Here is a 21,068-nt window from a genome sequence, read left to right as displayed (position 1 = left end):
GATGAAGGTGTGCGTCGACCACACGGTCCGCTGAAGACGGCCGACGTCGATCGCGGGCACGATCTGCTACCGCCGACGCCGCCCACGACCGTCGGTGTGATCGAGGCCGTGGCGACGGGCTCGCCGCGGCGAGTGGTCGAGCAGGCTGTCAACGCCGGACGCGTGGCGGAACTCTTCTCCGACCCCGTTCAGCGGCAGCGCATTCCCCGGATCTACGAGAAGACCAGGATCGACACCCGACATCTGGCCATCGATCCACTCGCACCCGATTTCCTCGAATTCAGCAGGCGCCCCGGCACCATCCGGGAGCGGATGAATCTGTTCTTCGAGCACGCGGCGCCGCTCGCGGTCGACGTGGCCCGCCGGGCGGTGGCCGGTTTGGCGAACCCGGCCGAGGAGATCGGTCAGCTGATCTTCGTGACCAGCACCGGATTCATCGCCCCGGGCGTGGACGTCGCGGTCGTCAAGGAACTCGGCCTGTCGCCGACGGTCAACCGGATGATCGTGAACTTCATGGGCTGCGCCGCCGCGATGAACGGTATCCGGACCGCCGTGGACTTCGTGCGGGCGCATCCGGACAAGAAGTCGATGGTGCTGTGCATCGAATTGAGCTCGGTGAACGCCGTTTTCGACGACGACGTCAACGACGTGATCACCCACAGCCTCTTCGGCGACGGGTGCGGTGCGGTGGTGATCGGCGCCAACCAGGTGCACCAGCCGCTGGCGCCCGGCAGTGTCGTGATCCGCGACAGCTTTAGCCACCTGTTCGACGACGCCGAAGACGGCATCGTGCTCGGCGTGAAGGACGCGGGCATCACCTGCGAGCTGGCGGCGAGCTTGCCCGACTACATCTACCGCGGTGTCGACCCGGTGGTCACGCAGGTGCTGGCGCGCAACGGTCTCGACAAGGCCGATGTCGACCTGTGGGCGATCCACCCCGGTGGTCCGCGCATCATCGAGGAATCGGCGCGTTCGCTCGGCATCGCGCCGGAGACGGCCGCGCCGAGCTGGGCTGTGCTCGCCGAGCACGGCAACATGCTGAGTGTGTCGCTGATCTTCGTGCTCGAACGCATGATCGGCGAATCCGATTCGGCGGCACCTATTTCCACCGGGGTGGCGTTCTCGTTCGCGCCCGGTGTCACCCTCGAGGGCATCGTGTTCGATGTCATCCGCAGCTGAGAGTCCATCATGCAATTGCTCCGTTTTCTCGCCGCGCTGTCGCCGGCCAGGATCGCGGCCGTGGTGGTCGCGGGCCTGATCTGCGGCGCCGCCAACACCTATCTGGTGACGTTGATCAACGCGGCGGTCTCGCCGAAACCGCCGCCGGACGACCTGATCACCCGGTTCGTGCTGACGGGCCTGGTGATCCTGGTCAGTGGCGTGCTCTCGCAGGTGCTGCTGATCCGGCTGTCGCAGGACGCCATCTACCGGTTGCGCAGCGATCTGAGCTCCGGGATCGTCGCCGCTCCACTGGAACACCTGGAACGGCTCGGTATGCATCGTCTGATGGCGACGCTCACCGAGGACGTGCGTTCGCTGTCGCAGGCGGTCACCGCCATTCCGGCGATCTGCGTCGACGTGGCGACCATCGTGGGTTGCTTCGTGTTCCTGGCAGTGGTGTCGGGGCCGATCTTCGCCGTCACTGTGGCCGGTACGCTGGTCGGGATCGCCTGTGTCGAAATGGTTCTCAAGCGGGTACGCGGGATCTACCGTGAGGCTCGGGAGAACGAGGACGCGCTGCTGCGCTCCTTCCAGGCCGTCACACTCGGCATCAAGGAACTCAAACTGCACCGTGGCCGCCGCCGCGACTTCATGGACCGGCATCTGCTCGGCTCGGCGGGCACCCTGCGCGACCAGAACACCGACGCCGGGTCGAAGTTCTCCTACGCACAGGGTTTCGGTCAGGCGTTGCAGCTGGCGACGATGGCGCTGATCCTGTTCGTCCTCGCCGCGGTGCTCGACCTGCCGCGCGAGACGATGTTCGGGTACGTGCTGGTCACCACGTTCCTGGCGATGCCGATGCAGAACTTCATGCACCGCATTCCCGATCTGCTGCGCGGTGACGTGGCGCTTGCCAAGATCCGGGCGATGAACCTGTCGATGACGACGATGCACAACGAGGACGAACTGCCCTACGTCGAGCGTCCGCCGGTGGGACAGGCCAAGCTCGAACTGTCGGACGTGACCTACGTGTACCGCTCCGAGGCGCCGTCGCCGGTGCCACCGCCGCCCGGCACACACCCGGGCGGGATGCCGGCGCATCCGCCGCGTCCCGGTGTTCCGCCGCGCGGGGGCAACGGGCACCCCGGTGCTCCGCACCCGGCGCATCCCGGCGCGCGGCCCTCCGCCGGTCCCGATGTGAACGGCAAGAACTGGGTCGACCACGGCGCCAGCGATGTACGGCCGGTGCCCTTGGGTCCGCCGCCCGAGCTCGACGAGTCCGGTGAGGGCGGGTTCCGGCTCGGGCCGATCGACCTGGTCTTCGAGCCGGGCCAGATCACCTTCGTCGTCGGCGGTAACGGCAGCGGGAAGTCGACGCTGGCCAAGATCATCACCGGTCTGTATGTGCCGCGCACGGGGTCGTTGTCGCTCAACGGGGAGAGGATCGACCACGACAACATCGAATGGTTCCGGCAGAACTCGTCCGCGGTGTTCACCGATTTCCATCTGTTCGAGGACTACCTGGGCTTCGACCGGCCGGGGATCGACGCCGAGGTGCGGCGGTATCTCGAGGAGCTGCAGATCGCGCACAAGGTGAGTGTGGAGGGCGGGCGCCTGTCGACCGTCGACCTGTCCCAGGGGCAGCGCAAACGCCTCGCCCTGCTCACCGCGCTGCTCGAGGACCGGCAGATCTATGTGTTCGACGAGTGGGCCGCCGATCAGGAGCCGAGGTTCCGTGAGGTGTTCTACCGGGAGATCCTCACCGATCTGAAACAGCGCGGGAAGACCGTCATCGTGATCACCCACGACGACCGGTACTTCGACTGCGCCGATCAGCTGGTGAAGCTCGACTTCGGGTTGGTCGCGGCGTAATCGCCGGTGCCCCGGTCGATTCGTCGACCGGGGCACAATTGTGTCCGGGCTCAGGCGATCTCGCGGTGCGCGGTGACGACCCGTCGCATGGGCGGGCGGTCGACCAGGCTGACCTCCGAAGGTGTTCGGCGCCAGCCGGTTTCGCAGGGTAGGAACTGGACCAGACCGATGCCGGAGTCGCGGATGCCGAGGCGGTCGAGCAAGGTGGCGACCACCTGACGGCTCATCACCGCCAGTTCGTGGGTCGGGCGGTTGCGGTGCACACGGACACCGAGATCGACCTGGGCGATGGCGGACAGACCGTGGCGTTGCCAGCAGTCGAGCAGGATCCCGATCTCGGCGCCGTATCCGCCTGCCAGGGGGACATCACCGAGGAAGGCGCGGGTGACGGCGTATTCGCCGCCCAGGGGTTGCACGATCTCGGCCAGCGCGGGTGCCAGCGCGGTGAGCAGCGGCCGCGCGACCAGCTGGGTGACCCGGCCGCCGCCGTCGGCGTCCAGCTGGGCGCCGGTGGTGATGGGCCGCCGGTAGAAGCCCTTCACCAGCGTGATGCCGGGTTCGGTGAGTAGCGGGGTCAGCAGGGCAGGCACGAACAGCGGATCGGGTGCCACGAGGTCGGCATCGAGGTACACCAGCAGGTCGCCGGTCGCCACCGCGAGCGACCGCCACACCACCTCGCCTTTGCCGGGCCTGGGCGGCACTCCCGGCATCGCCTCTTCGAGGGTGTAGGCGGCGGCGCCCGCCGCCTGCGCCCGGGCGACGGTGCGGTCGGTCGAGCCGGCGTCGAGCACGATCAGTTCGTCGATCAGACCACCGAGCAGTGGTCGCACCGACGCCACGACCCCGGCCACGGTGTCCTCGTCGTCCAGGGCGGGGACAACCACCGAGACCCGGCGACCCGACTTGCGGTCGATGAGCTCACGGACGTCCATATCGATCAGTGAACGTCAGTGACCGCGCACCTGCCAGCGATGCGGCGACATCTTGTGACCGGAGCCAACGGCGAGGTCGGAGTAGCTGGTGAAACGGACAGCGCGGCGCCGCGGACCGGTACGGTTGGACTGTTCGCCGTCGACGGCGACGACCGGCGAGTGGAGGAGCGGACGTCATGAGTGCGACGGTGGTCGAAGTGGCGAAGGGATCGAAGACCGATCTCACCGACGGACGCTACACCGTCCGCCTGGATCTCGACGGTCCCGCGGGCGCGGTCGACGTGTCAGCGGTCCTGGTGACCGCCGACGGGAAGGTGCGCTCCGACGCCGACTTCGTCTTCTTCAACAACCCGTCCGCTCCCGGTGTGCAGCTCGAATCGGATGCTGTTGTCTCCGTCGACCTTTCGGCGATTCCCGCCGAGATCCACCGGGTTGTCATCGCGGGAAGTACCGAGGCACAGGGCATCCGGTTCGGTGAGGTGACGGGGCTGCGGGTGTCGGTGACCGGTAGCGGGCAGGCGCTGAGCTTCACGCCCGCCGGACTCGATTCCGAGACCGTCCTGCAGGCGGTCGCACTGTACCGCCGGGGGAGTGGGTGGCGGCTGGACGCGATCGGCCAGGGTTACAGCGCCGGTCTCGCGGCCTTCGCGACTGAGCACGGAATCACGGTCGACGACGAGGTCGTGGAGGAGTCCGCGCCTGCGCTCGCCGCACCGCAACCTGTTGCGGCGCAGCAGAACCCGACCATCGATCTGCGCAAAGTCGATGTGGTGCTCACCAAGGACTCGCCGGACAAGCGAGCCACCATCGACCTCCGCAAGGGCGGTGCGGGCCACGTTCTCACCGTCGGCCTCGAATGGGACGGTCGTGGCGCGAAATACGACACCAACGGCAAGCCGACCGAATTCGGCACCGGCGACCTGGACGTGTACTTCTTCTGCCGCAACGAACTCACCGGCGACTATGTCGTGGTCAGCGGTGAGAAGGGGCACCAGGGCGATCTGAACGTCTGGCCGCACATCCACCACCAGGGCGACAGCCGGGGCCCCGGGGCCGGTGGCCTGCCCGCCACCGAACAGGTGGTCGTCCGGCCCACCGAGAACGGTGACCTGCTGCTCAATGTGTACCAGTCCGTCGACAACGGTGCCGGAGCCATCGATACGTTCGGCCGCCCGCGAGTCCGGGTGCGCTACGGCCGCCCCGGGCCCGACGGACTGCCCGGTCCCGACGCGGATCAGATCACCGTCGTCATCGGCAACGGCAAGAACTCCTTCTGGGCGACCGTCGCCCACATCGACGTCCGCGACGGCATCCTCACCGTCGACGGAACCACCAGGTACAGCCGGGCTTTCAGCGAACGCATGCCTGTCCTCGACACCGAGGGCACCTGGGTTCGCGCAGCCAAGAACGGCCCGGTCGGCCGCAGCAAATCCAGCAACGGCCTGGGCCTCAGCCGCTACGAAGGTCAGTGCCCCGCACCGCGCTGAGCTGTCCGGTGGTTTCGCCGGAGACTCCCACGCGGGCGGGCCGTCGGTGTTTTCGCTGGTGAGTCGTAGGCTTGGGCCATGGCATCCGACACCGAATCATCGTTCGATATCAAGCCCCGCTCGCGCGATGTCACCGACGGGCTCGAGAAGACCGCCGCGCGCGGCATGCTCCGCGCGGTCGGCATGGGGGACGAGGACTGGGTGAAGCCCCAGATCGGGGTGGCGTCGAGCTGGAACGAGATCACCCCGTGCAACCTGTCGCTCGACCGGCTGGCCGACGCCGTGAAGGAAGGTGTGCACGCGGGCGGTGGGTACCCGCTCGAGTTCGGGACGATCTCGGTGTCCGACGGCATCTCGATGGGCCATGAGGGCATGCACTTCTCGCTGGTCAGCCGCGAGATCATCGCGGATTCCGTCGAGACGGTCATGATGGCCGAACGTCTCGACGGGTCGGTGCTGCTCGCCGGGTGCGACAAGAGCCTGCCCGGCATGCTGATGGCCGCCGCCCGGCTCGACCTGGCCAGCGTGTTCCTCTACGCGGGATCGACGCTGCCGGGCAATCTCGACGGCAAGGACGTCACCATCATCGACGCCTTCGAAGCCGTCGGCGCCTGCATCAAGGGCCTCATCAGCCGCGAAGAGGTCGACCGCATCGAGCGCGCGATCTGTCCGGGCGAAGGCGCGTGCGGCGGCATGTACACCGCCAACACGATGGCCTCGGCGGCCGAAGCGCTCGGCATGAGCCTGCCGGGGTCGGCGGCGCCGCCCGCCCCCGACCGCCGCCGCGACGTCTTCGCGCACCGGTCCGGGGAGGCCGTCGTCGAGCTGCTGCGCAAGGGGATCACCGCGCGCGACATCATGACCATGCCTGCCTTCGAGAACGCCATCACCGTGGTCATGGCACTCGGCGGGTCGACCAACGCGGTGCTGCACCTGCTGGCGATCGCCCACGAGGCCGGGGTGGACCTCACCCTCGCCGACTTCAACCGGGTCGGTGACAAGGTGCCGCATCTGGCCGACCTGAAACCGTTCGGCCGCTACGTGATGACCGATGTGGACCGGGTCGGCGGTATCCCCGTCGTGATGAAGGCGCTGCTCGACGCGGGTCTGCTGCACGGCGACGTCATGACCGTCACCGGCAAGACCATGGCCGAGAACCTCGCCGACATCGAACTCGACCTCGACGGCGACGTCATCCGGCCGCTCGACCGGCCCATCCACCGATCCGGCGGGCTCACCATCCTGCACGGCACGCTGGCGCCCGAAGGGGCGGTGGTGAAGAGCGCGGGCTTCGACTCCGATGTGTTCGCCGGGACGGCACGGGTGTTCGACGGGGAACGCGCCGCGATGGACGCGCTGGAGAACGGCAGCATCGTGGCCGGTGATGTGGTGGTCATCCGCAACGAAGGACCCAAGGGTGGCCCGGGTATGCGCGAGATGCTCGCCATCACCGGGGCGATCAAGGGCGCGGGCCTCGGCAAGGATGTCCTGTTGCTCACCGACGGCCGATTCTCCGGTGGCACAACGGGTTTGTGCGTCGGGCACGTCGCGCCGGAGGCGGTCGACGGCGGCCCGATCGCGTTCGTCCGCGACGGCGACCCGATCGTCCTCGATGTCGCCAACCGGCGCCTCGATGTGGAAATCGACCCGGCCGACCTCGCCGCCCGCAAGGTCGGCTGGGAACCCGCTGCTCCCAAGTACACCTCCGGTGTCCTCGCCAAGTACCGCAAGCTGGTCAGCTCGGCGGCCCATGGAGCCGTCACGGGATGACGCCGGACGAGGTTCGCCTGCTGGCGCTGGGATTCGAGGGCGCGACCGAACGAGACCACCACGGTCGGCCCTCGTTTCGCAGGCGAACCATTTTCGCGACCCTGCCCGACGACGAACACCTGCGTGTGATGCTCCCCGAAGCAGGCATTCGTGAGGCGGTCGCGGAATCGCCCGCCTGGTGCGCCGAGTCGTGGTGGGGCAGAAAGCTCGCCGCGGTGCAGGTGACCCTGGCGGACGCCGCACCCGAACTCGTCGCCGAAATGCTGGGTGACGCGTGGGACGCGGCCGGCTGACTTGCGATCAGCTGATCGGGAGGTTTCAGCGCGCGCCGACGATGCGCAACGCCATGTTCGCGTAGCCCTCGGCGATGTCTTCGGGGCTCCAGTCGCCGCCGTCGCGGTACCAGCGGGCGATGTCGATGCCGAGGGAGAGCAGCGCGACCGCGGCCATGCGCGTGTCGGGCACGTCGAACGCGCCGGTGGCGACTCCGCGTTCGACGAGGTCGCGGATCTCCTGGTCGATCTGGCGGCGCAGGCCCCGGATCTCCGCGTAGTGCTCGGGGGTGAGCGCGGACAGCTCGTAGTTCACGATCCGGGCCCTGGTGTGGCCGCGCACATGGTGGGCCGCGAAGTCGTGGACCACGGTGCGCAGGGCAAGCGTCGGGTCCTCGGTCGACCGGATGGCGGCGCGGACCAGCTCGAGTGACTGCTCGTGCCCCGCGCGCGAGATCACGTACAGCAGTTCCTCTTTCGACTTGTGATGCACATATACCGCCGCCGGGCTCATACCGGCGGCCGACGCGATATCGCGCGTGGTCGTACCGTTGAAGCCTTTTTCGGCGAACGCGTCGATGGCTGCCTCTAGGAGGCGTGCACGGGTGGCATCGCCTCGGGGCTCGATGGTCTCGGTCATTTCCGCGCCATTATCTCGTCTCGGAGGATCGCGGCCGGTGCCGGGCCATGTGACGTGGCCGACACCTTTCGGCCTGTCGTCAGGGTCGGCGCCCGAGTCGCCGAGAGTAGCGGCCTGGGGGCGGTGCCCGACCGTTTTCCCATCCTCGCACCGGGTAGGCGGTGTACGAGGAAAGGAGGACCCCATGCATGAGCCGAAGGAACCTTCCGGTGACCGCTACGACCCCACCCAGGACCCGGATGCCGACCCGGACATGATCCAGCCACCCGACCGCCTCACCCCGCAGCCCAGTCAGGCAGAAGGAGAGGACGACGAGTCACCGTCCGAACGCGGTGGATAAGCTGTCGGACAAGAGTATTCGCCCTCAGGATCGCGAGCGGACAGGGGACTGTGATCGGCCGCCCCCCGCTCTACCTCGATTCGTGTGTGAATCATCGCGGCGAAAGGCGAAGAGTTGAGCGTGGATCTCGAGGGTGCGATACGGGCGCTACACGATGACCTGGCCGCCTGGCTCGGGACCGAGGCGCCGGACTCGGTTTTCGACCGTTTCGCGGCGGCGCAGGACGCCTCGTTCTCCATGGTGACCACCACCGGACAGATCCTGCACCGCGACGAACTGCTGGCCGGGCTGCGAGCGGCGCGTAACGCCCAGCCGGGGTTGCGTATCACCATCAGCGAGATCGAAGTGCTGTCGGCGGACGATGCCATGACGGTCGTGCGTTTCCTCGAAGCGCACGAGAACGCCGGTGTGGTCTCCCGGCGTCGCGTGCTCGCGGTTCTACGCCCGGAGCCCGACGCGGTGCGCTGGTGGACCCTTCAGGAAACCGACGTACCCAACTGACCCGCCCAGAGGCACAGCCGTAAGGCTCACGTAAGCACACCTTCATGTAGGTTGAAGCTGTCGACTCGCTGAGCTACTCTGCGGGCATGCGAAAAACTACTACAGAGCGTAGTAATTACGGTGCGACCACGGGTTTCTCGCGGCGAGCCCTGATCGGTGGGGCCGTCACAGTGGCCGGTGCGGCGACGGCGGGCGCGGTGATCGGGCGGGGTGCCGCGCCGGATTCCGCCGGTGCGGCGATCGAGCCTTTCCACGGCGAACACCAGGCGGGAATCGCGACGAGTCCGCAATCGCACGCACTGTTCCTTGCCTGCGATGTGGCGCGTCCGGACCGGGGGGCGCTGCGTGAACTGCTGACCGAATGGACCGCGGTCTCGGCCGCACTCACGGCGGGTCGCCCGATGCCCGAACCGCCACGCGCCCAACCGGATACGACCGCCGAAACCGATTTCGCGACCGGACTCGAGCCTGCCCGCCTGACGATGACCTTCGGTCTCGGCGCCGCCGTGTTCGACGAGCGGTTCGGCCTGGCCGACCGCCGTCCTCGCCACCTCGGCGCACTACCGGCCTTCGACGGCGACGCCCTGAACCCCGCCTGGTGTGGTGGTGATCTGCTGGTGCAGATCTGCGCCGACGACTCCCAACTGGTCAGCCACGCTTTTCGGGCCTTGCGAGCGCGCATGCCCGGCCTGGCCCGGATGCGCTGGACGCAGCACGGCTTCCTCGGTCTCCCCGGCGACGGCGGTACCCCGCGCAATGCCTTCGGCTTCAAAGACGGCACCGCCAATCCGCCAACCGGCACAGCCGGTTTCGATACAACGGTGTGGGTCGACTCGCCCGCCGAACCCGGCTGGTTCCATGGCGGTACGTACTTGGTCTTCCGCAAGATCCGGATGAAAACCGCCGAGTGGGACCAACTTCCGGTCGCCCAGCAGAACCAGATCATCGGCCGGCGGCGTGGTGACGGTGCCCCGCTCGGTGGCGCATCGGAATTCGACACCGTCGACCTGGCCGCGCGGGACGAACGCGGTGACCTCGCGATCGCGGACAACGCGCATGTGCGGTTGGTGCACGGCATCCCGATGCTGCGCCGCAGCTACAACTACGACTACGGATTGCTGGTCGCCAACGCTGGCGGCTCGCCCGATCCGACACCCGCCCAACCACATTCGCACGCACCGGGTACTCCCGAACACAGTCACGGCGGCCACGGCCAACTCGATGTCGGACTGCTGTTCGCCGCCTATCAGAACAACCCGCCCGAGCAATTCGTGAAGGCACAGCGGGCCATGGCGACCGACCGGCTCAACCCGCTCGTCCAGCACACCGGCAGTGGATTCTTCGCCATGCCGCCGGGTGCGGCGCCGGGGGAGTCCGTCGCCGCGGCCCTGCTCGCTTGAGCGCTCGGGTCAGTCCTGCCAACCGCTCGAGTTCATGAGGTCGTCCCAGTCGGGCAACGGAACCTGCGGATGATGCAGGCGCACGAGCTCGGCCCCCAGGCTGGCCGGAAACGCCTTCCTGGGGTCCGCGAGGATCTGCTCCTCCATGATGGTGGTGATCGCGGGGGTTCCGCCGAGACGCGGGTAGGCGGCATGGACGACGTCGGCGTAGCCGGGCGGCAGATCACCCGGTCCGCCACCGATATCGATGCCGATGCCCGTAACCGCGATCCAGATCTCGGCCGGCCTGCGCCTGCGGAAGACCGGTGAGTCGCTGAAACCCGAGGTGTGCGCGGCGATCGCGTCCCACACTGTCTCGACCCGGCTGTCGGTGATGCCGTGGCGCTCGAGGAACTGGGCCGCGAAATCCGCGCCGTCGACCTCGAATCGTTGGTTTCCGTTGGCGACCTCGCCCAGCCCGATGTCGTGCAGCGCGCAGATCAAATACATGGTCTCGTCGTCGTAATCGACGCCGGCCCGCAGGCCGTTCGTCGCGGCGACGGCACGGGCGAACAGATATCCACGCAAGCTGTGATTGCGTACCGGCGCCGCCACTGCGGTGTCGATCAGTTCACGCGCTGCCTGGGCGACGGGTGTGGTCGGGAAGACCAGCGCGTCGGGCCGGGCCGACGCGATCGCGTGCGACGCGGCGAGGGCTGCCCCGGTCGACGCGGCGGTGCCGAGGGCGCTACGACGAGTGATGTCCATGAGTACTCCGATCCTGATAACCTTCAATGCATTTGAAGGTTATCAGGATTCCTTCAATTAGGTTGAAGGAGTGGCTGTCTGGTTCCGCCATGACGAGCGTGAAGGAGATGGTGCGCCGCCGGACCGGCCCCTGCGCGCTGATCCGGCGATAGGGTGCACACAGCGTTCGTTCTTGTCGGAGTCCGGTAGGACCGTTGTGAGGAGTGATGCGCGTGCGGATCGATCTGACCGGGAAGACGGCGTTGGTCACCGGCTCCACCCAGGGCATCGGGGCGGCCATCGCTCAGGGGCTCGCCGACGCGGGCGCGCGGGTGGTGGTGAACGGACGCTCGGCCGATCGGGTCGACGCGGCGGTCGACGCCATTCGCGGCACCGGTGGGGACGCGGTCGGTGTGGCGGCCGATGTGACCACCGACGAGGGCCTCGCCCGCTTGCTGCGCGAATTGCCCGGCGTAGACGTCCTCGTGAACAATCTCGGCATCTTCGAGGCAGTCCCCGCGCGGGAGATCACCGACGCGCAATGGCGGTCGTTCTTCGAGGTGAACGTGCTGTCGGCCGTGCGGCTCATCCGGGCGTACCTGCCCGGCATGATCGAGCGCGGGTGGGGTCGTGCCCTGCAGATCGCCAGCGATTCCGCCGTGGTCACTCCCGCCGAGATGATCCACTACGGAGTATCCAAGACGGCGCTGCTCGCCGTGACCCGCGGCTTCGCCAAAGACGCCGCGGGGACCGGGGTCACGGTGAATTCGGTGATCGCCGGACCCACGCACACCGGTGGCGTCGAGGAATTCGTGTACCAGCTGGTCGACCGGTCGTTGCCGTGGGAGCAGGCGCAGCGGGAGTTCATGCGCGTGCATCGCCCGCAGTCGCTGATCCAGCGGCTGATCGAACCGTCGGAAATCGCGAACATGGTCGTTTACCTGAGTTCGCCGCTGGCGTCGGCGACCACCGGCGGAGCCTTGCGCGTGGACGGTGGCTACGTCGATTCGATCCTGCCGTAACGCCCCTGCCAGGCGGCGAGCCAGCCGATTTCCATGGCCGCGTCGAGGAGGTATGTCTTGCGGATCGTGCCCTTCGGGACGTAGATCAGGTCGATCGCCAGCAACCAGCCCGCGGTGGTCAGACCGAGCCTGCGTGCGCTCGCCAGGCCCGCGGGTGTACGCGCTGCCGTCAGCTGCACGAGGCCGTTGCCGGCGAGCAGTCCGGCGACGGTGAACTGCAACCAGCGGTCGTACTTCGAGCCGAAGATCGCCTCGAAGCTGCGCCTGCTGACGAGCGGCCATAAGCCGCCCACGACATTGAAAGCGCCGTGCGCGCGGGCCAGGGTCGCGGCCTGATTCGGCCGGGACGGACGGTCGTCGGTGGACATCGCACTCCTCACCGAGAAGGGCTTGGCGTGAGTCGCTTACCCCGGCGGAACGCACGGAAACACCTGGTGACGACACAAAACAGGCGGGCCGGCGCCAGGGAGTGGGTGGTGCGGGTAGTGCGGTGCCGGCCCGCCTGCACACTATTCGTGCGTGGGGGAGTCGTGGATGGGTGCGGCCTCCCGCACCACCCGGCGCGGCGACGCGTACGGGCATCTCATCGCAGGGTGAGTGGGGTCGCCGCGTCGATGTGCGTCAGCTTCTGCGGGTTGCGGACGTAGTAGATGCCCGTGATCCGGTGGTCCTCGACGCGGACGGCGAGCACACCGTCGCGCTCGCCGTCGATGGACACCGCCAGCGCGGGCCCACCGTTGACCAGCGTCGGCTCGACGACGAGGTCGACAGCGTGTTTGGTGAGGCCGCCGACGATGAAACGCGACACCTTGTCGGCGCCGACGACCGGGCGCGGGTTGGCCTGCTTGATTCCGCCCCCGTCGCTGACGGCAACCACGTCCGGTGCGAGGACATCGAGCAATCCCTGCAGGTCACGGGTCTCCAGCGCCCGCTGGAACGCTTCGATCGTGGCCTCGGCCTGCTGTGCGGTCACCGTGCGCCGCGGCCTGCGTTCCTCTACGTGCCGGCGGGCGCGACTGGCGATCTGGTGCACGGCGGCGGGCGACTTGTCGACCGCCGTCGCGATCTCGGCGTAGCTGATGCCGAACGCCTCATGCAGCACGAACACCGCGCGTTCGGTCGGGGTCAACGTCTCGAGCACCAGCATCAATCCCATCGACACGCTGTCGGCGAGTTCGACATCGGCGGCGACGTCCGGTGCGGTGAGCAGCGGTTCCGGCAGCCACGAACCGACATAGGACTCCCGTCGCCGCTTGAGCGAGCGCAACCGGTTCAGCGCCTGGCGGGTGGTGATGCGCACCAGATACGCGCGCCGGTCCGCCACCTCGTCCGGGTCGGCCTTCACCCACCGCAGCCAGGTCTCCTGCAGCACGTCCTCGGCGTCGGCCGCCGAGCCGAGCATCTCGTAGGCCACCGTGAACAACAGATTGCGATGCTGCACAAAGGTTTCCGTCGCGTCGACGGGAGTGGTCATCGTCGGTTCTCCTGTCCGTGGCTCAGGCTGTGGTGATCGCGGCGCGGCGGTCGCGCAACACCTGCGGACGGTGTTTGCCGTCCTTCGGCCAGGAGTGCGAACCGGGCTTGTTCGCCTCGGTCACCAGATGCTTCACGCTGGCCGCGCACGAGAACTCCTTGAGCGCGCGACCGGCTGGGCCGGTGAAGTAGAGGCCCATCGCGGTGTCGTCCTTGTGGCCGAGCTGGAAGATGCCCGCTCGGCGGCCGAAGCTGATGCACATCGCCTGGAAAGCCAGGTCGATCGAGGTGGGTTCGGTCCCGTCGATGCGGTGCGCGATGGTGTCGGCGGCGTGTGCGCCGAGGCAACCGGCCACATAGGCGCTCATCCGGAACGGCAGGTCCGAGGGTGCCGACGAGTCACCGGCCGCGACGATCCGGTCGTCGTCGACGCTGGTCAGGGTCTCGTCGGTGAGCAGCCGCCCGGCGGCATCGGTGCGCAGGCTACTGTGTGCCGCCAGTCGCGGTATGCCGAAACCCGCTGCCCAGATGGTGATCTCGCTGGGCAGGGTGGTTCCGGTCGCCAGGTGCACCGACGTCTTCGTCACCTCGGTGACGACCGATTCGGGACCTTCGAGTAGCCCGACGCCCAGTTTCGTCAGGTACTTGCGGGCGGTTCGTCGAGCTCGCGGGTGCAGGTACGGGCCCAGCGTGCCGCCGCAGACGAGGGTGACCGAACGTCCCTGTTCGGCGAGTTCGGTCGCGGTCTCGATCCCGGTGGGGCCGCCGCCGACCACGGTCACCGGCGCCGACATCGCCCGGTCGAACAGGATCGACCGCAACCGCTGCGCCGCCTCCAAAGTGGCGACCGGATAGGCGAATTCGGCCGCACCGGGCACCTGTGGTTCGGGGGTGCCGCTACCGAGGGCATAGACGAGGTAGTCGAAGTCGAGGTCCGCGCCGTCGGCGAGGGCGACGCGGCGGGCAGCCGCATCGATCCCGGTGACGCTGTCGACGACCAGCGAGACCCCCTCGGCCAGTACCTCGCGGTAGTCCACGATCGCGTCGTGGGTTCCGCCGACCAGCTGATGCAGGCGCAGCCGCGGCACGAAGACGGGGCGCGGGTTGATCACGGTGATCCGCACGTCCTGGCGTGCGCTGAGCCGATTCGCCGCCATCACCCCGGCGTATCCGCCGCCGATCACGACCACGTGGTTGGTGTTCATGGTGTCTCCTTCGCTCCGAGGGGTTCGAGCACAAGACACCGCGCGGGCGAGAATCCTGACACGATGTGACTCAGATCACCAGCTGGTCTACCAGGCTTCGATGAGCGGGCTGTCGTGGTCGGCGCGCTGCCACCGCTGGGCGAAACGGGCCAACCGGGCCGGGTTGGCGATGGCGCGCAGGCCCGCGATCCGGTCGTCGCGTATCTCCATGACCGCCACGCTGAGGACCCGGTCGTCGAGCGTGAACACGAGGGCCGGGCAGCCGTTGACCAGGGCGGCGTGGAAATCGGGTAGGCGACCGTCGAGGTGTCGCCTGATCGTGTCGGGCCGGAAGCCCGCTCGCATGGCGATCGCCAGCCGGGACGGGCCGATGAAACGGACGAGCTTGCGTGCGGTGCCGCCCAAACCGTCGGAAGTGCCGGTGGCGTCGGCGGTGAGCAGGGCGACGAGCTGTTCTGTCCGTCCCGACGACGCGGCCGCGACGAACGCCTCCACGATCCGTCGCGCCGCCGCGTGATCGGTGCCGGTTCCGTTGCGGGCGGCGGTGATCCGGCGCTTGGCGCGATGCGCGTGCTGCTGACTGGCCGATTCGCTGATGCCGAGAATGTCGGCGATCTCCGCGTGGCTGTAGGAGAACGCTTCGCGCAGAACATAAACCGCGCGTTCCACCGGGGTGAGCTGTTCGAGCAGCATGAGCACCGCCAGCGTCACCGACTCCCGTTGTTCGGCGGTGTCGGCGGGCCCGAGCATGGGGTCGCCGTCGAGCAGCGGCTCGGGCATCCACGCACCCACCGCCCGCTCTCGACGCACCTTCGCCGAGCGCAGACGGTCGAGAGCCAGGTTGGTGACGATCTTGGTGAGCCAGGCCTCTGGCACCTCGACGTGGTCGCGATCTGCGGCCTGCCACCGCAGAAAAGCGTCCTGCACCGTGTCCTCGGCATCGGCGGCCGACCCGAGCAGGCGGTACGCGAGTGAGGCCAACCGGTTGCGGTTGGCCTCGAAACGCGCGACGGTCGCGGTGTCCATGAGCACGACTCTAGGCGGCGAGAACCCCGCGCGACGGTGCGCCCGCGGCCGCACGGTAGTGGTGGTCGAGCTTGCCGAACGTCGGGTGGCTGATCGCCCAGCCGCTGGTCCCCACGATGGCCGACTTCACCCACGCGGCCGGCCTGCCACACAGCGCGCCCGGCTTGGCACGGGCATCGCCGTCGACGAACTGGAAGATCGCGTCTTTGCGGCCGAGGCTCACATGGTTGCCGACGTAACTCAGCGAGGTGCGCTTGATCGCGCGTCCGGTGAGTTCGCCGATGATCGTCGCCGTGGCCTGCTGCCCGGTGAACCCGGCCGACGCGCACGACATCGGCAGCGGACGACCGTTCCCGCCGATGACGAACCCGCTGTCGCCCGCGACGAACACATCCGGATGCGAAACCGACCGCAGCTCGCGATCCGCGGTGATCTGCCCGTTGGGCTCCACCGCCAGTCCACTGGCGGCCGCGATCGGGTGGACCGCGAATCCGGCCGCCCACACCGTCGCGTCGGAGACGAAGGCGGTGCCGTCCGCCGCGAACACCGCGCTCTGTTCGACTCGCTCGACCGTGGTGTGTTCGTGCACGGCGATGCCGAGCCGGTCGAAGGCTCGCAGCAGGTGCCTGCGCGCTTTCGGCCCGAGCCAACCGCCCACCTCGCCGCTGGTGGCGAGGGTGACCCGCAGACCGGGACGGGCCTCGGCGATCTCCGTCGCGGCCTCGATGGCGGTGAGGTTTCCGCCGACGACCAACACGTCGCCGTGCCTGCCCAAGTCGTCGAGGCGGGCGCGTAGCCGCAGCGCCGAAGGTCGTCCGGCCACGTTGTAGGCGTGTTCGGCGACGCCGGGGACACCGTGGTCGGCGATGGTGCTGCCGAGCGTGTAGAGCAGGGTGTCGTAGCCCAGGTGGTCGCCTTCGTCGAGGGTGACCCGCCGACGGTCGACGTCGAGGGCGGTCACCCTGGCCACCCGCAACCGGATGCCGGTGCCGGCGAAGACCTCGGCCAGCGGGCGATGCGGCAGATCGTGCCCGGCGGCGAGCTGATGCAGCCGCAACCGCTCCACGAAGTCCGGTTCGGCATTGACGACGGTGATCTCGAAGTCGTCGCCGTGCAGCTGGCGGGCGAGGAAACCGGCGCTGAAGGCCCCGGCGTATCCGGCCCCGAGAACAACGATGCGGTGCTTCATGATTCGCTCCTGTCTGGTTCGCGTACACCCTGAACGAGACAGCTCCCGGATTCCTGACAGCACGATCGAGTGAACTGGACCACATGCTGATCGAGCGCTTAGTGTTCCCCTATGTCACACCTGGACGGCGAGCCGACTGTGCTCATCTACGGCGCCTACGGATACACCGGTGAACTTGTTGTCGCCGAAGCACTCTCGCGCGGGTTACGGCCGCTGATCTCGGGTCGCTCGGCCGAGCGGGTCGGTGAAGTCGCCGCCCGGCACGGTCTGACGGCGCGCCCGTTCGACCTCGCCGACACCGACGATGCCGCCGCGCAACTCGCCGACGTCGACACCGTGCTGCACTGCGCCGGACCGTTCGTCCACACCTACGAGCCGATGCTCGCGGCCTGCCTGGCCAGTGGAACCAACTACCTCGACGTGACCGGCGAGACGCAGGTGTTCGCCGCGATCTACGCCCGCCACGACGACGCGGTGCGTGCCGGGATCACCGTGATCCCCGGCGTCGGGTTCGACATCGTCCCGACCGATCATCTCGTCGCCCGCCTGGTCGGTGCGGTACCCGACGCGGTCGGCGCCGACGTGGCGATGATCAGCCGTGGTGGATTCAGCCGGGGCACGTTGCGCACGGCGGTCGACGGCATCGCCCGCGGCAACCTCGTGCGTTCCGGCGGTGAACTGGTCGCGGTGCCGCACGCGCACCGCGCCCTGACGATCGACGTGGGCCGAGGTCGTCCGGTCGGTGTCGCCAGTACGCCCCTGGGCGATGTGTGCAGCGCGGGCCACGGCTACGGGCTCACCGAGGTGGCCACGTTCACCGCCGTGCCGTTGTCGCCGGTGGTGCGGGCATTGAGCACGCCGCTGCGGTTCGTCACCGCCAGCGGGGCCGGTCGTACCGTCACCGACCTGGTGATCGACCGGATTCCGGTTCCCGATCAGGCGACCCGCGACGCCACCCGCAGCACCGGTTGGGCCCGCGTCTACCGCGCCGACGGCAGCGGCCTTTCGCTCGCCGTCGACGTGTCCAACACTTACGCCTTCACCGCGCGTTCGATGGTGCATGCGGCGATCACCCTGCACGCCCGGCCCGCGCCACCCGGCGCGCACACCCCCGCGAACGCGCTCGGCGCCGACTTCCTGCTGTCGATCCCCGGTGGGGACATCAGCTGGCCCTTTCCGGAGCCACGTCCCGCCTGAGCGGCGATTGAGGACGCCGACCCAGGGTAAGCGCGCCGTGTCAGGAAGGCAGGTGACCCCATGACCTCGATGGATCCCGACCCGCGCAATACCCCCGACCTCGAGCCGGGTGGGGGCGTACCGCCCGGCTCCACCCCGCCGGAATCGCCGCAGACCTCCGGTTTGTCGGCGCCGGAACCGAGCACCCGCCACCACTTCCCGCTCACCGGGATCGCTGCCGTGGTCGTCACGCTGGTGCTCGTCGCCGTGTTCGCGGCCGTGATCGTCGGGGTGATCGCCGCGATGTAGACACCGCGACGCGCGGAAATCCCGCAGGTCGCGGGATTTGTGCGCCAGACTGTGCGCATGCCGACATTTGCCAGGGTGTTGCACACAGTTGTGGCCGGGGCGCTGGTCGTCGCGGCTGGTCACGGCGTCGCGGGCGCCGCACCGTCCGGGAGCGCCGAGGCGCCGTGGGCGGGCGGCCCCGAGGGCGTGCAGGCCGCGGGAGCGGCACTAGCCGACGGATTCACCGGCACGGTGCTGTGGGGGCGTGAGGCGAACACCCCGGTCCCGATCGCCAGTATCGCGAAGGTGATGACCGCCGTGGTGGCGATCAGCACCGGTGACCTCGAACGACCGGTCACCGTGCCCGCCGAGGCGGGCGCCTACTGCGCCCAGCACAACGGCAGCACCGCCGGGCTTACCGCGGGTGAGGTGCTCACCGCCCGCCAGCTCCTCTACGCGCTGCTGCTGCCCTCGGGTTGCGATGCGGCCTATGCCATCGCGGAGTCCTTCGGTCCCGGCCAGGCCGGTTTCATCGGCCGCATGAACGACGCCGCCCGGGTGATGGGCTTGGGCGCCACTCAGTTCACCGATCCCAGCGGCTTGCCCAACCCCACGGACGATTCCACGCACTCCACCCCGGCCGCGCTCGTCGCGCTCGGTGTGCGCGCGATGGCACTGCCCGCGTTCCGTGAGATCGTCGCCGCACGTGACCACCACGTCCCCGCCGACCACGACAATCGTGAACACCATTGGGAGACAACGAACAAACTGCTGCACGAATACCCCGGTGCCATCGGCCTGAAGACCGGCAACACCAACGCGGCCGGGCACTGCCTGCTGTTCGAGACGGTGCGCGCGGGTATCCCGCTGATCGGGGTCGTGCTGCACAGTTCCGACACGAGCAGTGCGGTCGCCCGCGAAGACGCCACCCGAATCCTGAACTGGGCCTACGAGCCCGTCCTGAGTGTGTTGGAGCCCATCGGCGTGCGCTGAGGGCCGAGCGAGGGTCGGCGCGGTCGCGCGATCGCCAGTAACCTTTGCCCGTGATCACGTTGGGCAAAGGCGCGGCTCGGCCGAAGACGGCATTGGCCGCGGTCGTGGCGGTGGTGTTCGTAACCTTCCTCGATACGACGGTGGTGAGTGTCGCGCTCGGCGCGATCCGGACCGAACTCGGCACCGATGTGACACTGCTGCAGTGGGTGGTCAACTCCTACACGGTGGTCTTCGCCGGGCTGATGCTCGCCGGCGGCTCGCTCGGTGACCGGTTCGGGCGCAAGAAGGTGATGATCGCCGGGCTGGTGATCTTCTGTGCGGGATCGGTGGTTTCGGCGATGGCGAGCACCGTCGGGATGCTCATCGCCGGGCGGGCGATCATGGGGCTCGGTGCGGCGGCCTCGGAGCCCGGGACCCTGTCGGTGCTGCGCCACGTCTTCCCCGACGACCGGGCCCGCGCGAAGGCGATCGGTGTGTGGGCCGCGGTATCGGGTCTTGCCTTGGCGGCCGGGCCGGTGCTCGGCGGTGTGCTCGTGCACGCGTACGGGTGGCGGTCGATCTTCTGGTTCAACCTGGTGATCGGCGCGGTGGCGCTCGTCGCGGCGCTGTGGTCGGTACCGGAGAGTTCCGATCCGAGCCCCGAACCCATCGACTGGGCGGGTGCCGTGCTCGGTGCCACCGCTTTCGGAGCGGTGATCTACGCCGCGACCGTCGGTCAGGACCGTGGGTACACATCACCGTCGGTGTTGGGCTTCTTCGCGCTCGGTGCCGTGGCGCTGGTGGCGTTCGTCTTCGTCGAAACCCGCGCTCGCGCACCGATGCTCGACCTGAAGTACCTGCGGATGCCCGTGGTGCGCAGTGCGCTCGTCGTCGCGTTCGCCGTGTACTTCGGGATCTTCTCGATCTTCTTCTTCACCGCGATGTATCTGCAGGTGACGCAGTCGTATTCGGCCGCCCGCACGGCGGCGATCTTCGCGCCGATGGCCGGGACCATCGTGATCGGGTCGCTGGCCGCCGGGTACTGGGTGTCGCGCCGAGGTGCCCGCGTGCCGATGATCCTCGGCTGTGTGGTCGGTGCCGGTGGCATTCTGCTGACCCGTCAGGCGATGAGCGGAACACTGCACGATCCGACGATCGCGGCGGCAATGGCGGTGGCGGGCATCGGGTTCGGGATCGCCGTGGTGCCGTTGACGTCGGCGGTGATGACGGGCGTGCCACCGCAGCACTCGGGAATGGCTGCGGCCGTGACGAATACGATGCGCCAGGTCGGATCCGCGTTCGGGGTGGCGATCCTCGGCGCGGTCGTGAGTTCGTTCCTGTCCGCGGACCTCAAGGCCAAGATGACGGAGCTGGGCGTGCCGACCACCCTGCAGCCCGATGCCGTTCAGGCCGTGGAACGCGGTCGCCTGCCCGAGGGCGCCAACCCGTTCAAGTACCTGCCCTACATCAGGGATGTCATGGACGCGGGCAAGGTGGCCTTCCACCAAGGCCTCGACGCGGCCCTACTCGCCTCAGCGATCCTCATCCTCGCCGCCGCGGCCTTCACCGCCGTCGACGAACGACCCCGCAAAACACAGCCCGCCGAGGTCGGCTGA

Annotated in this window: 21 protein-coding genes; 13 read left to right on the top strand and 8 right to left on the bottom strand. The window is 68.5% G+C overall.

The window, feature by feature from the left end:
* The first annotated feature begins 9 nt into the window (after positions 1-9).
* Together NCO8_RS11060 and NCO8_RS11055 are read left to right on the top strand one after the other, a co-directional pair.
* Entirely contained in the window at positions 10-1,179 is a 1,170-nt protein-coding gene (locus tag NCO8_RS11060; RefSeq protein WP_067638692.1) for a type III polyketide synthase, read from the top strand.
* A 9-nt stretch (positions 1,180-1,188) separates the two neighbouring features.
* A complete protein-coding gene (locus tag NCO8_RS11055; RefSeq protein ID WP_067638690.1) occupies positions 1,189-3,033 on the top strand; it encodes an ATP-binding cassette domain-containing protein in 1,845 nt (614 codons plus the stop codon).
* A 50-nt stretch (positions 3,034-3,083) separates the two neighbouring features.
* On the opposite strand, the gene NCO8_RS11050 is transcribed toward NCO8_RS11055, so the two are convergent.
* Positions 3,084-3,965, bottom strand: coding sequence for a glucosyl-3-phosphoglycerate synthase (locus NCO8_RS11050; protein ID WP_067638687.1), 882 nt, complete (start codon positions 3,963-3,965; stop codon positions 3,084-3,086).
* Positions 3,966-4,141: 176 nt separating this feature from the next.
* Between NCO8_RS11050 and NCO8_RS11045 the strand changes: the two genes are divergently transcribed.
* From NCO8_RS11045 to NCO8_RS11035, 3 genes are all read left to right on the top strand, one after another.
* Positions 4,142-5,452: a TerD family protein gene (locus NCO8_RS11045; RefSeq protein WP_157104868.1), complete on the top strand. Its 1,311-nt coding sequence runs from the start codon at positions 4,142-4,144 to the stop codon at positions 5,450-5,452.
* Between the two features lie 78 nt (positions 5,453-5,530).
* The gene (gene ilvD / locus NCO8_RS11040) at positions 5,531-7,222 is read left to right on the top strand and encodes a dihydroxy-acid dehydratase (protein WP_067638685.1); all 1,692 of its coding nucleotides are present in this window, start codon (positions 5,531-5,533) and stop codon (positions 7,220-7,222) included.
* A complete protein-coding gene (locus NCO8_RS11035; protein WP_067638683.1) occupies positions 7,219-7,515 on the top strand; it encodes an MmcQ/YjbR family DNA-binding protein in 297 nt (98 codons plus the stop codon). Before ilvD ends, NCO8_RS11035 begins: the two co-directional genes overlap by 4 nt.
* Positions 7,516-7,540: 25 nt before the next feature.
* Here the strand turns inward: NCO8_RS11035 and NCO8_RS11030 are convergent, their stop codons facing one another.
* Positions 7,541-8,134 carry a TetR/AcrR family transcriptional regulator gene (locus NCO8_RS11030; protein ID WP_067638681.1) on the bottom strand — a complete coding sequence of 198 codons (594 nt, stop codon included), beginning with the start codon at positions 8,132-8,134 and terminating at the stop codon, positions 7,541-7,543.
* Between the two features lie 184 nt (positions 8,135-8,318).
* Between NCO8_RS11030 and NCO8_RS31815 the strand changes: the two genes are divergently transcribed.
* From NCO8_RS31815 to NCO8_RS11020, 3 genes are all read left to right on the top strand, one after another.
* Positions 8,319-8,474, top strand: coding sequence for a hypothetical protein (locus NCO8_RS31815; protein ID WP_166655796.1), 156 nt, complete (start codon positions 8,319-8,321; stop codon positions 8,472-8,474).
* Positions 8,475-8,594: 120 nt separating this feature from the next.
* A complete protein-coding gene (locus NCO8_RS11025) occupies positions 8,595-8,975 on the top strand; it encodes a DUF4440 domain-containing protein (RefSeq protein WP_245655309.1) in 381 nt (126 codons plus the stop codon).
* Between the two features lie 86 nt (positions 8,976-9,061).
* On the top strand, positions 9,062-10,375 hold the full coding sequence (locus NCO8_RS11020; RefSeq protein WP_067638678.1) for a Dyp-type peroxidase: 1,314 nt from the start codon (positions 9,062-9,064) through the stop codon (positions 10,373-10,375).
* 9 nt (positions 10,376-10,384) lie between these two features.
* Here NCO8_RS11020 and NCO8_RS11015 read toward each other — a convergent pair whose 3' ends face one another.
* On the bottom strand, positions 10,385-11,122 hold the full coding sequence (locus NCO8_RS11015; RefSeq protein ID WP_084456918.1) for an HD domain-containing protein: 738 nt from the start codon (positions 11,120-11,122) through the stop codon (positions 10,385-10,387).
* A gap of 212 nt (positions 11,123-11,334) precedes the next feature.
* Here NCO8_RS11015 and NCO8_RS11010 point away from each other — a divergent pair, with 212 nt between their 5' ends.
* Positions 11,335-12,123, top strand: a complete 789-nt coding sequence (locus NCO8_RS11010; protein WP_067639986.1) for an SDR family NAD(P)-dependent oxidoreductase — start codon at positions 11,335-11,337, stop codon at positions 12,121-12,123.
* Here NCO8_RS11010 and NCO8_RS11005 read toward each other — a convergent pair.
* The 5 genes from NCO8_RS11005 to NCO8_RS10985 all read right to left on the bottom strand — a co-directional run bounded on the left by NCO8_RS11005 (position 12,099) and on the right by NCO8_RS10985 (position 17,016).
* On the bottom strand, positions 12,099-12,491 hold the full coding sequence (locus tag NCO8_RS11005) for a hypothetical protein (protein WP_067638676.1): 393 nt from the start codon (positions 12,489-12,491) through the stop codon (positions 12,099-12,101). The genes NCO8_RS11010 and NCO8_RS11005 overlap by 25 nt on opposite strands.
* Before the next feature lie 215 nt (positions 12,492-12,706).
* The gene (locus NCO8_RS11000) at positions 12,707-13,597 is read right to left on the bottom strand and encodes an RNA polymerase sigma-70 factor (protein ID WP_067638674.1); all 891 of its coding nucleotides are present in this window, start codon (positions 13,595-13,597) and stop codon (positions 12,707-12,709) included.
* A 22-nt stretch (positions 13,598-13,619) separates the two neighbouring features.
* Complete coding sequence (locus tag NCO8_RS10995; protein WP_067638673.1) at positions 13,620-14,801, bottom strand: NAD(P)/FAD-dependent oxidoreductase; 1,182 nt, start codon at positions 14,799-14,801, stop codon at positions 13,620-13,622.
* Between the two features lie 87 nt (positions 14,802-14,888).
* Entirely contained in the window at positions 14,889-15,827 is a 939-nt protein-coding gene (locus NCO8_RS10990) for a sigma-70 family RNA polymerase sigma factor (RefSeq protein ID WP_067638672.1), read from the bottom strand.
* Between the two features lie 10 nt (positions 15,828-15,837).
* Positions 15,838-17,016, bottom strand: a complete 1,179-nt coding sequence (locus NCO8_RS10985) for an NAD(P)/FAD-dependent oxidoreductase (protein ID WP_067638671.1) — start codon at positions 17,014-17,016, stop codon at positions 15,838-15,840.
* Positions 17,017-17,127: 111 nt separating this feature from the next.
* On the opposite strand from NCO8_RS10985, the gene NCO8_RS10980 reads away from it, so the two are divergent.
* The 4 genes from NCO8_RS10980 to NCO8_RS10965 all read left to right on the top strand — a co-directional run bounded on the left by NCO8_RS10980 (position 17,128) and on the right by NCO8_RS10965 (position 21,068).
* On the top strand, positions 17,128-18,213 hold the full coding sequence (locus tag NCO8_RS10980; protein WP_067638669.1) for a saccharopine dehydrogenase family protein: 1,086 nt from the start codon (positions 17,128-17,130) through the stop codon (positions 18,211-18,213).
* 60 nt (positions 18,214-18,273) lie between these two features.
* Positions 18,274-18,501, top strand: coding sequence for a DUF6480 family protein (locus NCO8_RS10975; RefSeq protein WP_067638667.1), 228 nt, complete (start codon positions 18,274-18,276; stop codon positions 18,499-18,501).
* Between the two features lie 75 nt (positions 18,502-18,576).
* Entirely contained in the window at positions 18,577-19,473 is an 897-nt protein-coding gene (locus NCO8_RS10970; RefSeq protein WP_084456914.1) for a D-alanyl-D-alanine carboxypeptidase family protein, read from the top strand.
* 50 nt (positions 19,474-19,523) lie between these two features.
* On the top strand, positions 19,524-21,068 hold the full coding sequence (locus NCO8_RS10965; RefSeq protein ID WP_245655308.1) for an MFS transporter: 1,545 nt from the start codon (positions 19,524-19,526) through the stop codon (positions 21,066-21,068).

This window comes from Nocardia coubleae NBRC 108252, assembly GCF_001612805.1.
Taxonomy (GTDB): domain Bacteria; phylum Actinomycetota; class Actinomycetes; order Mycobacteriales; family Mycobacteriaceae; genus Nocardia; species Nocardia coubleae.
Note: the sequence above shows the minus strand (reverse complement) of the source record. Positions and strands in the feature narration are given on the sequence as shown.

Coding starts and splice junctions, on each gene's coding strand:
- NCO8_RS11055 (WP_067638690.1), top strand. CDS start 1,189: ATGCAATTGCTCCGTTTTCTCGCCGCGCTGTCGCCGGCCAGGATCGCG.
- NCO8_RS11050 (WP_067638687.1), bottom strand. CDS start 3,965: ATGGACGTCCGTGAGCTCATCGACCGCAAGTCGGGTCGCCGGGTCTCG.
- NCO8_RS11045 (WP_157104868.1), top strand. CDS start 4,142: ATGAGTGCGACGGTGGTCGAAGTGGCGAAGGGATCGAAGACCGATCTC.
- ilvD (WP_067638685.1), top strand. CDS start 5,531: ATGGCATCCGACACCGAATCATCGTTCGATATCAAGCCCCGCTCGCGC.
- NCO8_RS11035 (WP_067638683.1), top strand. CDS start 7,219: ATGACGCCGGACGAGGTTCGCCTGCTGGCGCTGGGATTCGAGGGCGCG.
- NCO8_RS11030 (WP_067638681.1), bottom strand. CDS start 8,134: ATGACCGAGACCATCGAGCCCCGAGGCGATGCCACCCGTGCACGCCTC.
- NCO8_RS31815 (WP_166655796.1), top strand. CDS start 8,319: ATGCATGAGCCGAAGGAACCTTCCGGTGACCGCTACGACCCCACCCAG.
- NCO8_RS11020 (WP_067638678.1), top strand. CDS start 9,062: ATGCGAAAAACTACTACAGAGCGTAGTAATTACGGTGCGACCACGGGT.
- NCO8_RS11015 (WP_084456918.1), bottom strand. CDS start 11,122: ATGGACATCACTCGTCGTAGCGCCCTCGGCACCGCCGCGTCGACCGGG.
- NCO8_RS11005 (WP_067638676.1), bottom strand. CDS start 12,491: ATGTCCACCGACGACCGTCCGTCCCGGCCGAATCAGGCCGCGACCCTG.
- NCO8_RS11000 (WP_067638674.1), bottom strand. CDS start 13,597: ATGACCACTCCCGTCGACGCGACGGAAACCTTTGTGCAGCATCGCAAT.
- NCO8_RS10995 (WP_067638673.1), bottom strand. CDS start 14,801: ATGAACACCAACCACGTGGTCGTGATCGGCGGCGGATACGCCGGGGTG.
- NCO8_RS10990 (WP_067638672.1), bottom strand. CDS start 15,827: ATGGACACCGCGACCGTCGCGCGTTTCGAGGCCAACCGCAACCGGTTG.
- NCO8_RS10985 (WP_067638671.1), bottom strand. CDS start 17,016: ATGAAGCACCGCATCGTTGTTCTCGGGGCCGGATACGCCGGGGCCTTC.
- NCO8_RS10980 (WP_067638669.1), top strand. CDS start 17,128: ATGTCACACCTGGACGGCGAGCCGACTGTGCTCATCTACGGCGCCTAC.
- NCO8_RS10975 (WP_067638667.1), top strand. CDS start 18,274: ATGACCTCGATGGATCCCGACCCGCGCAATACCCCCGACCTCGAGCCG.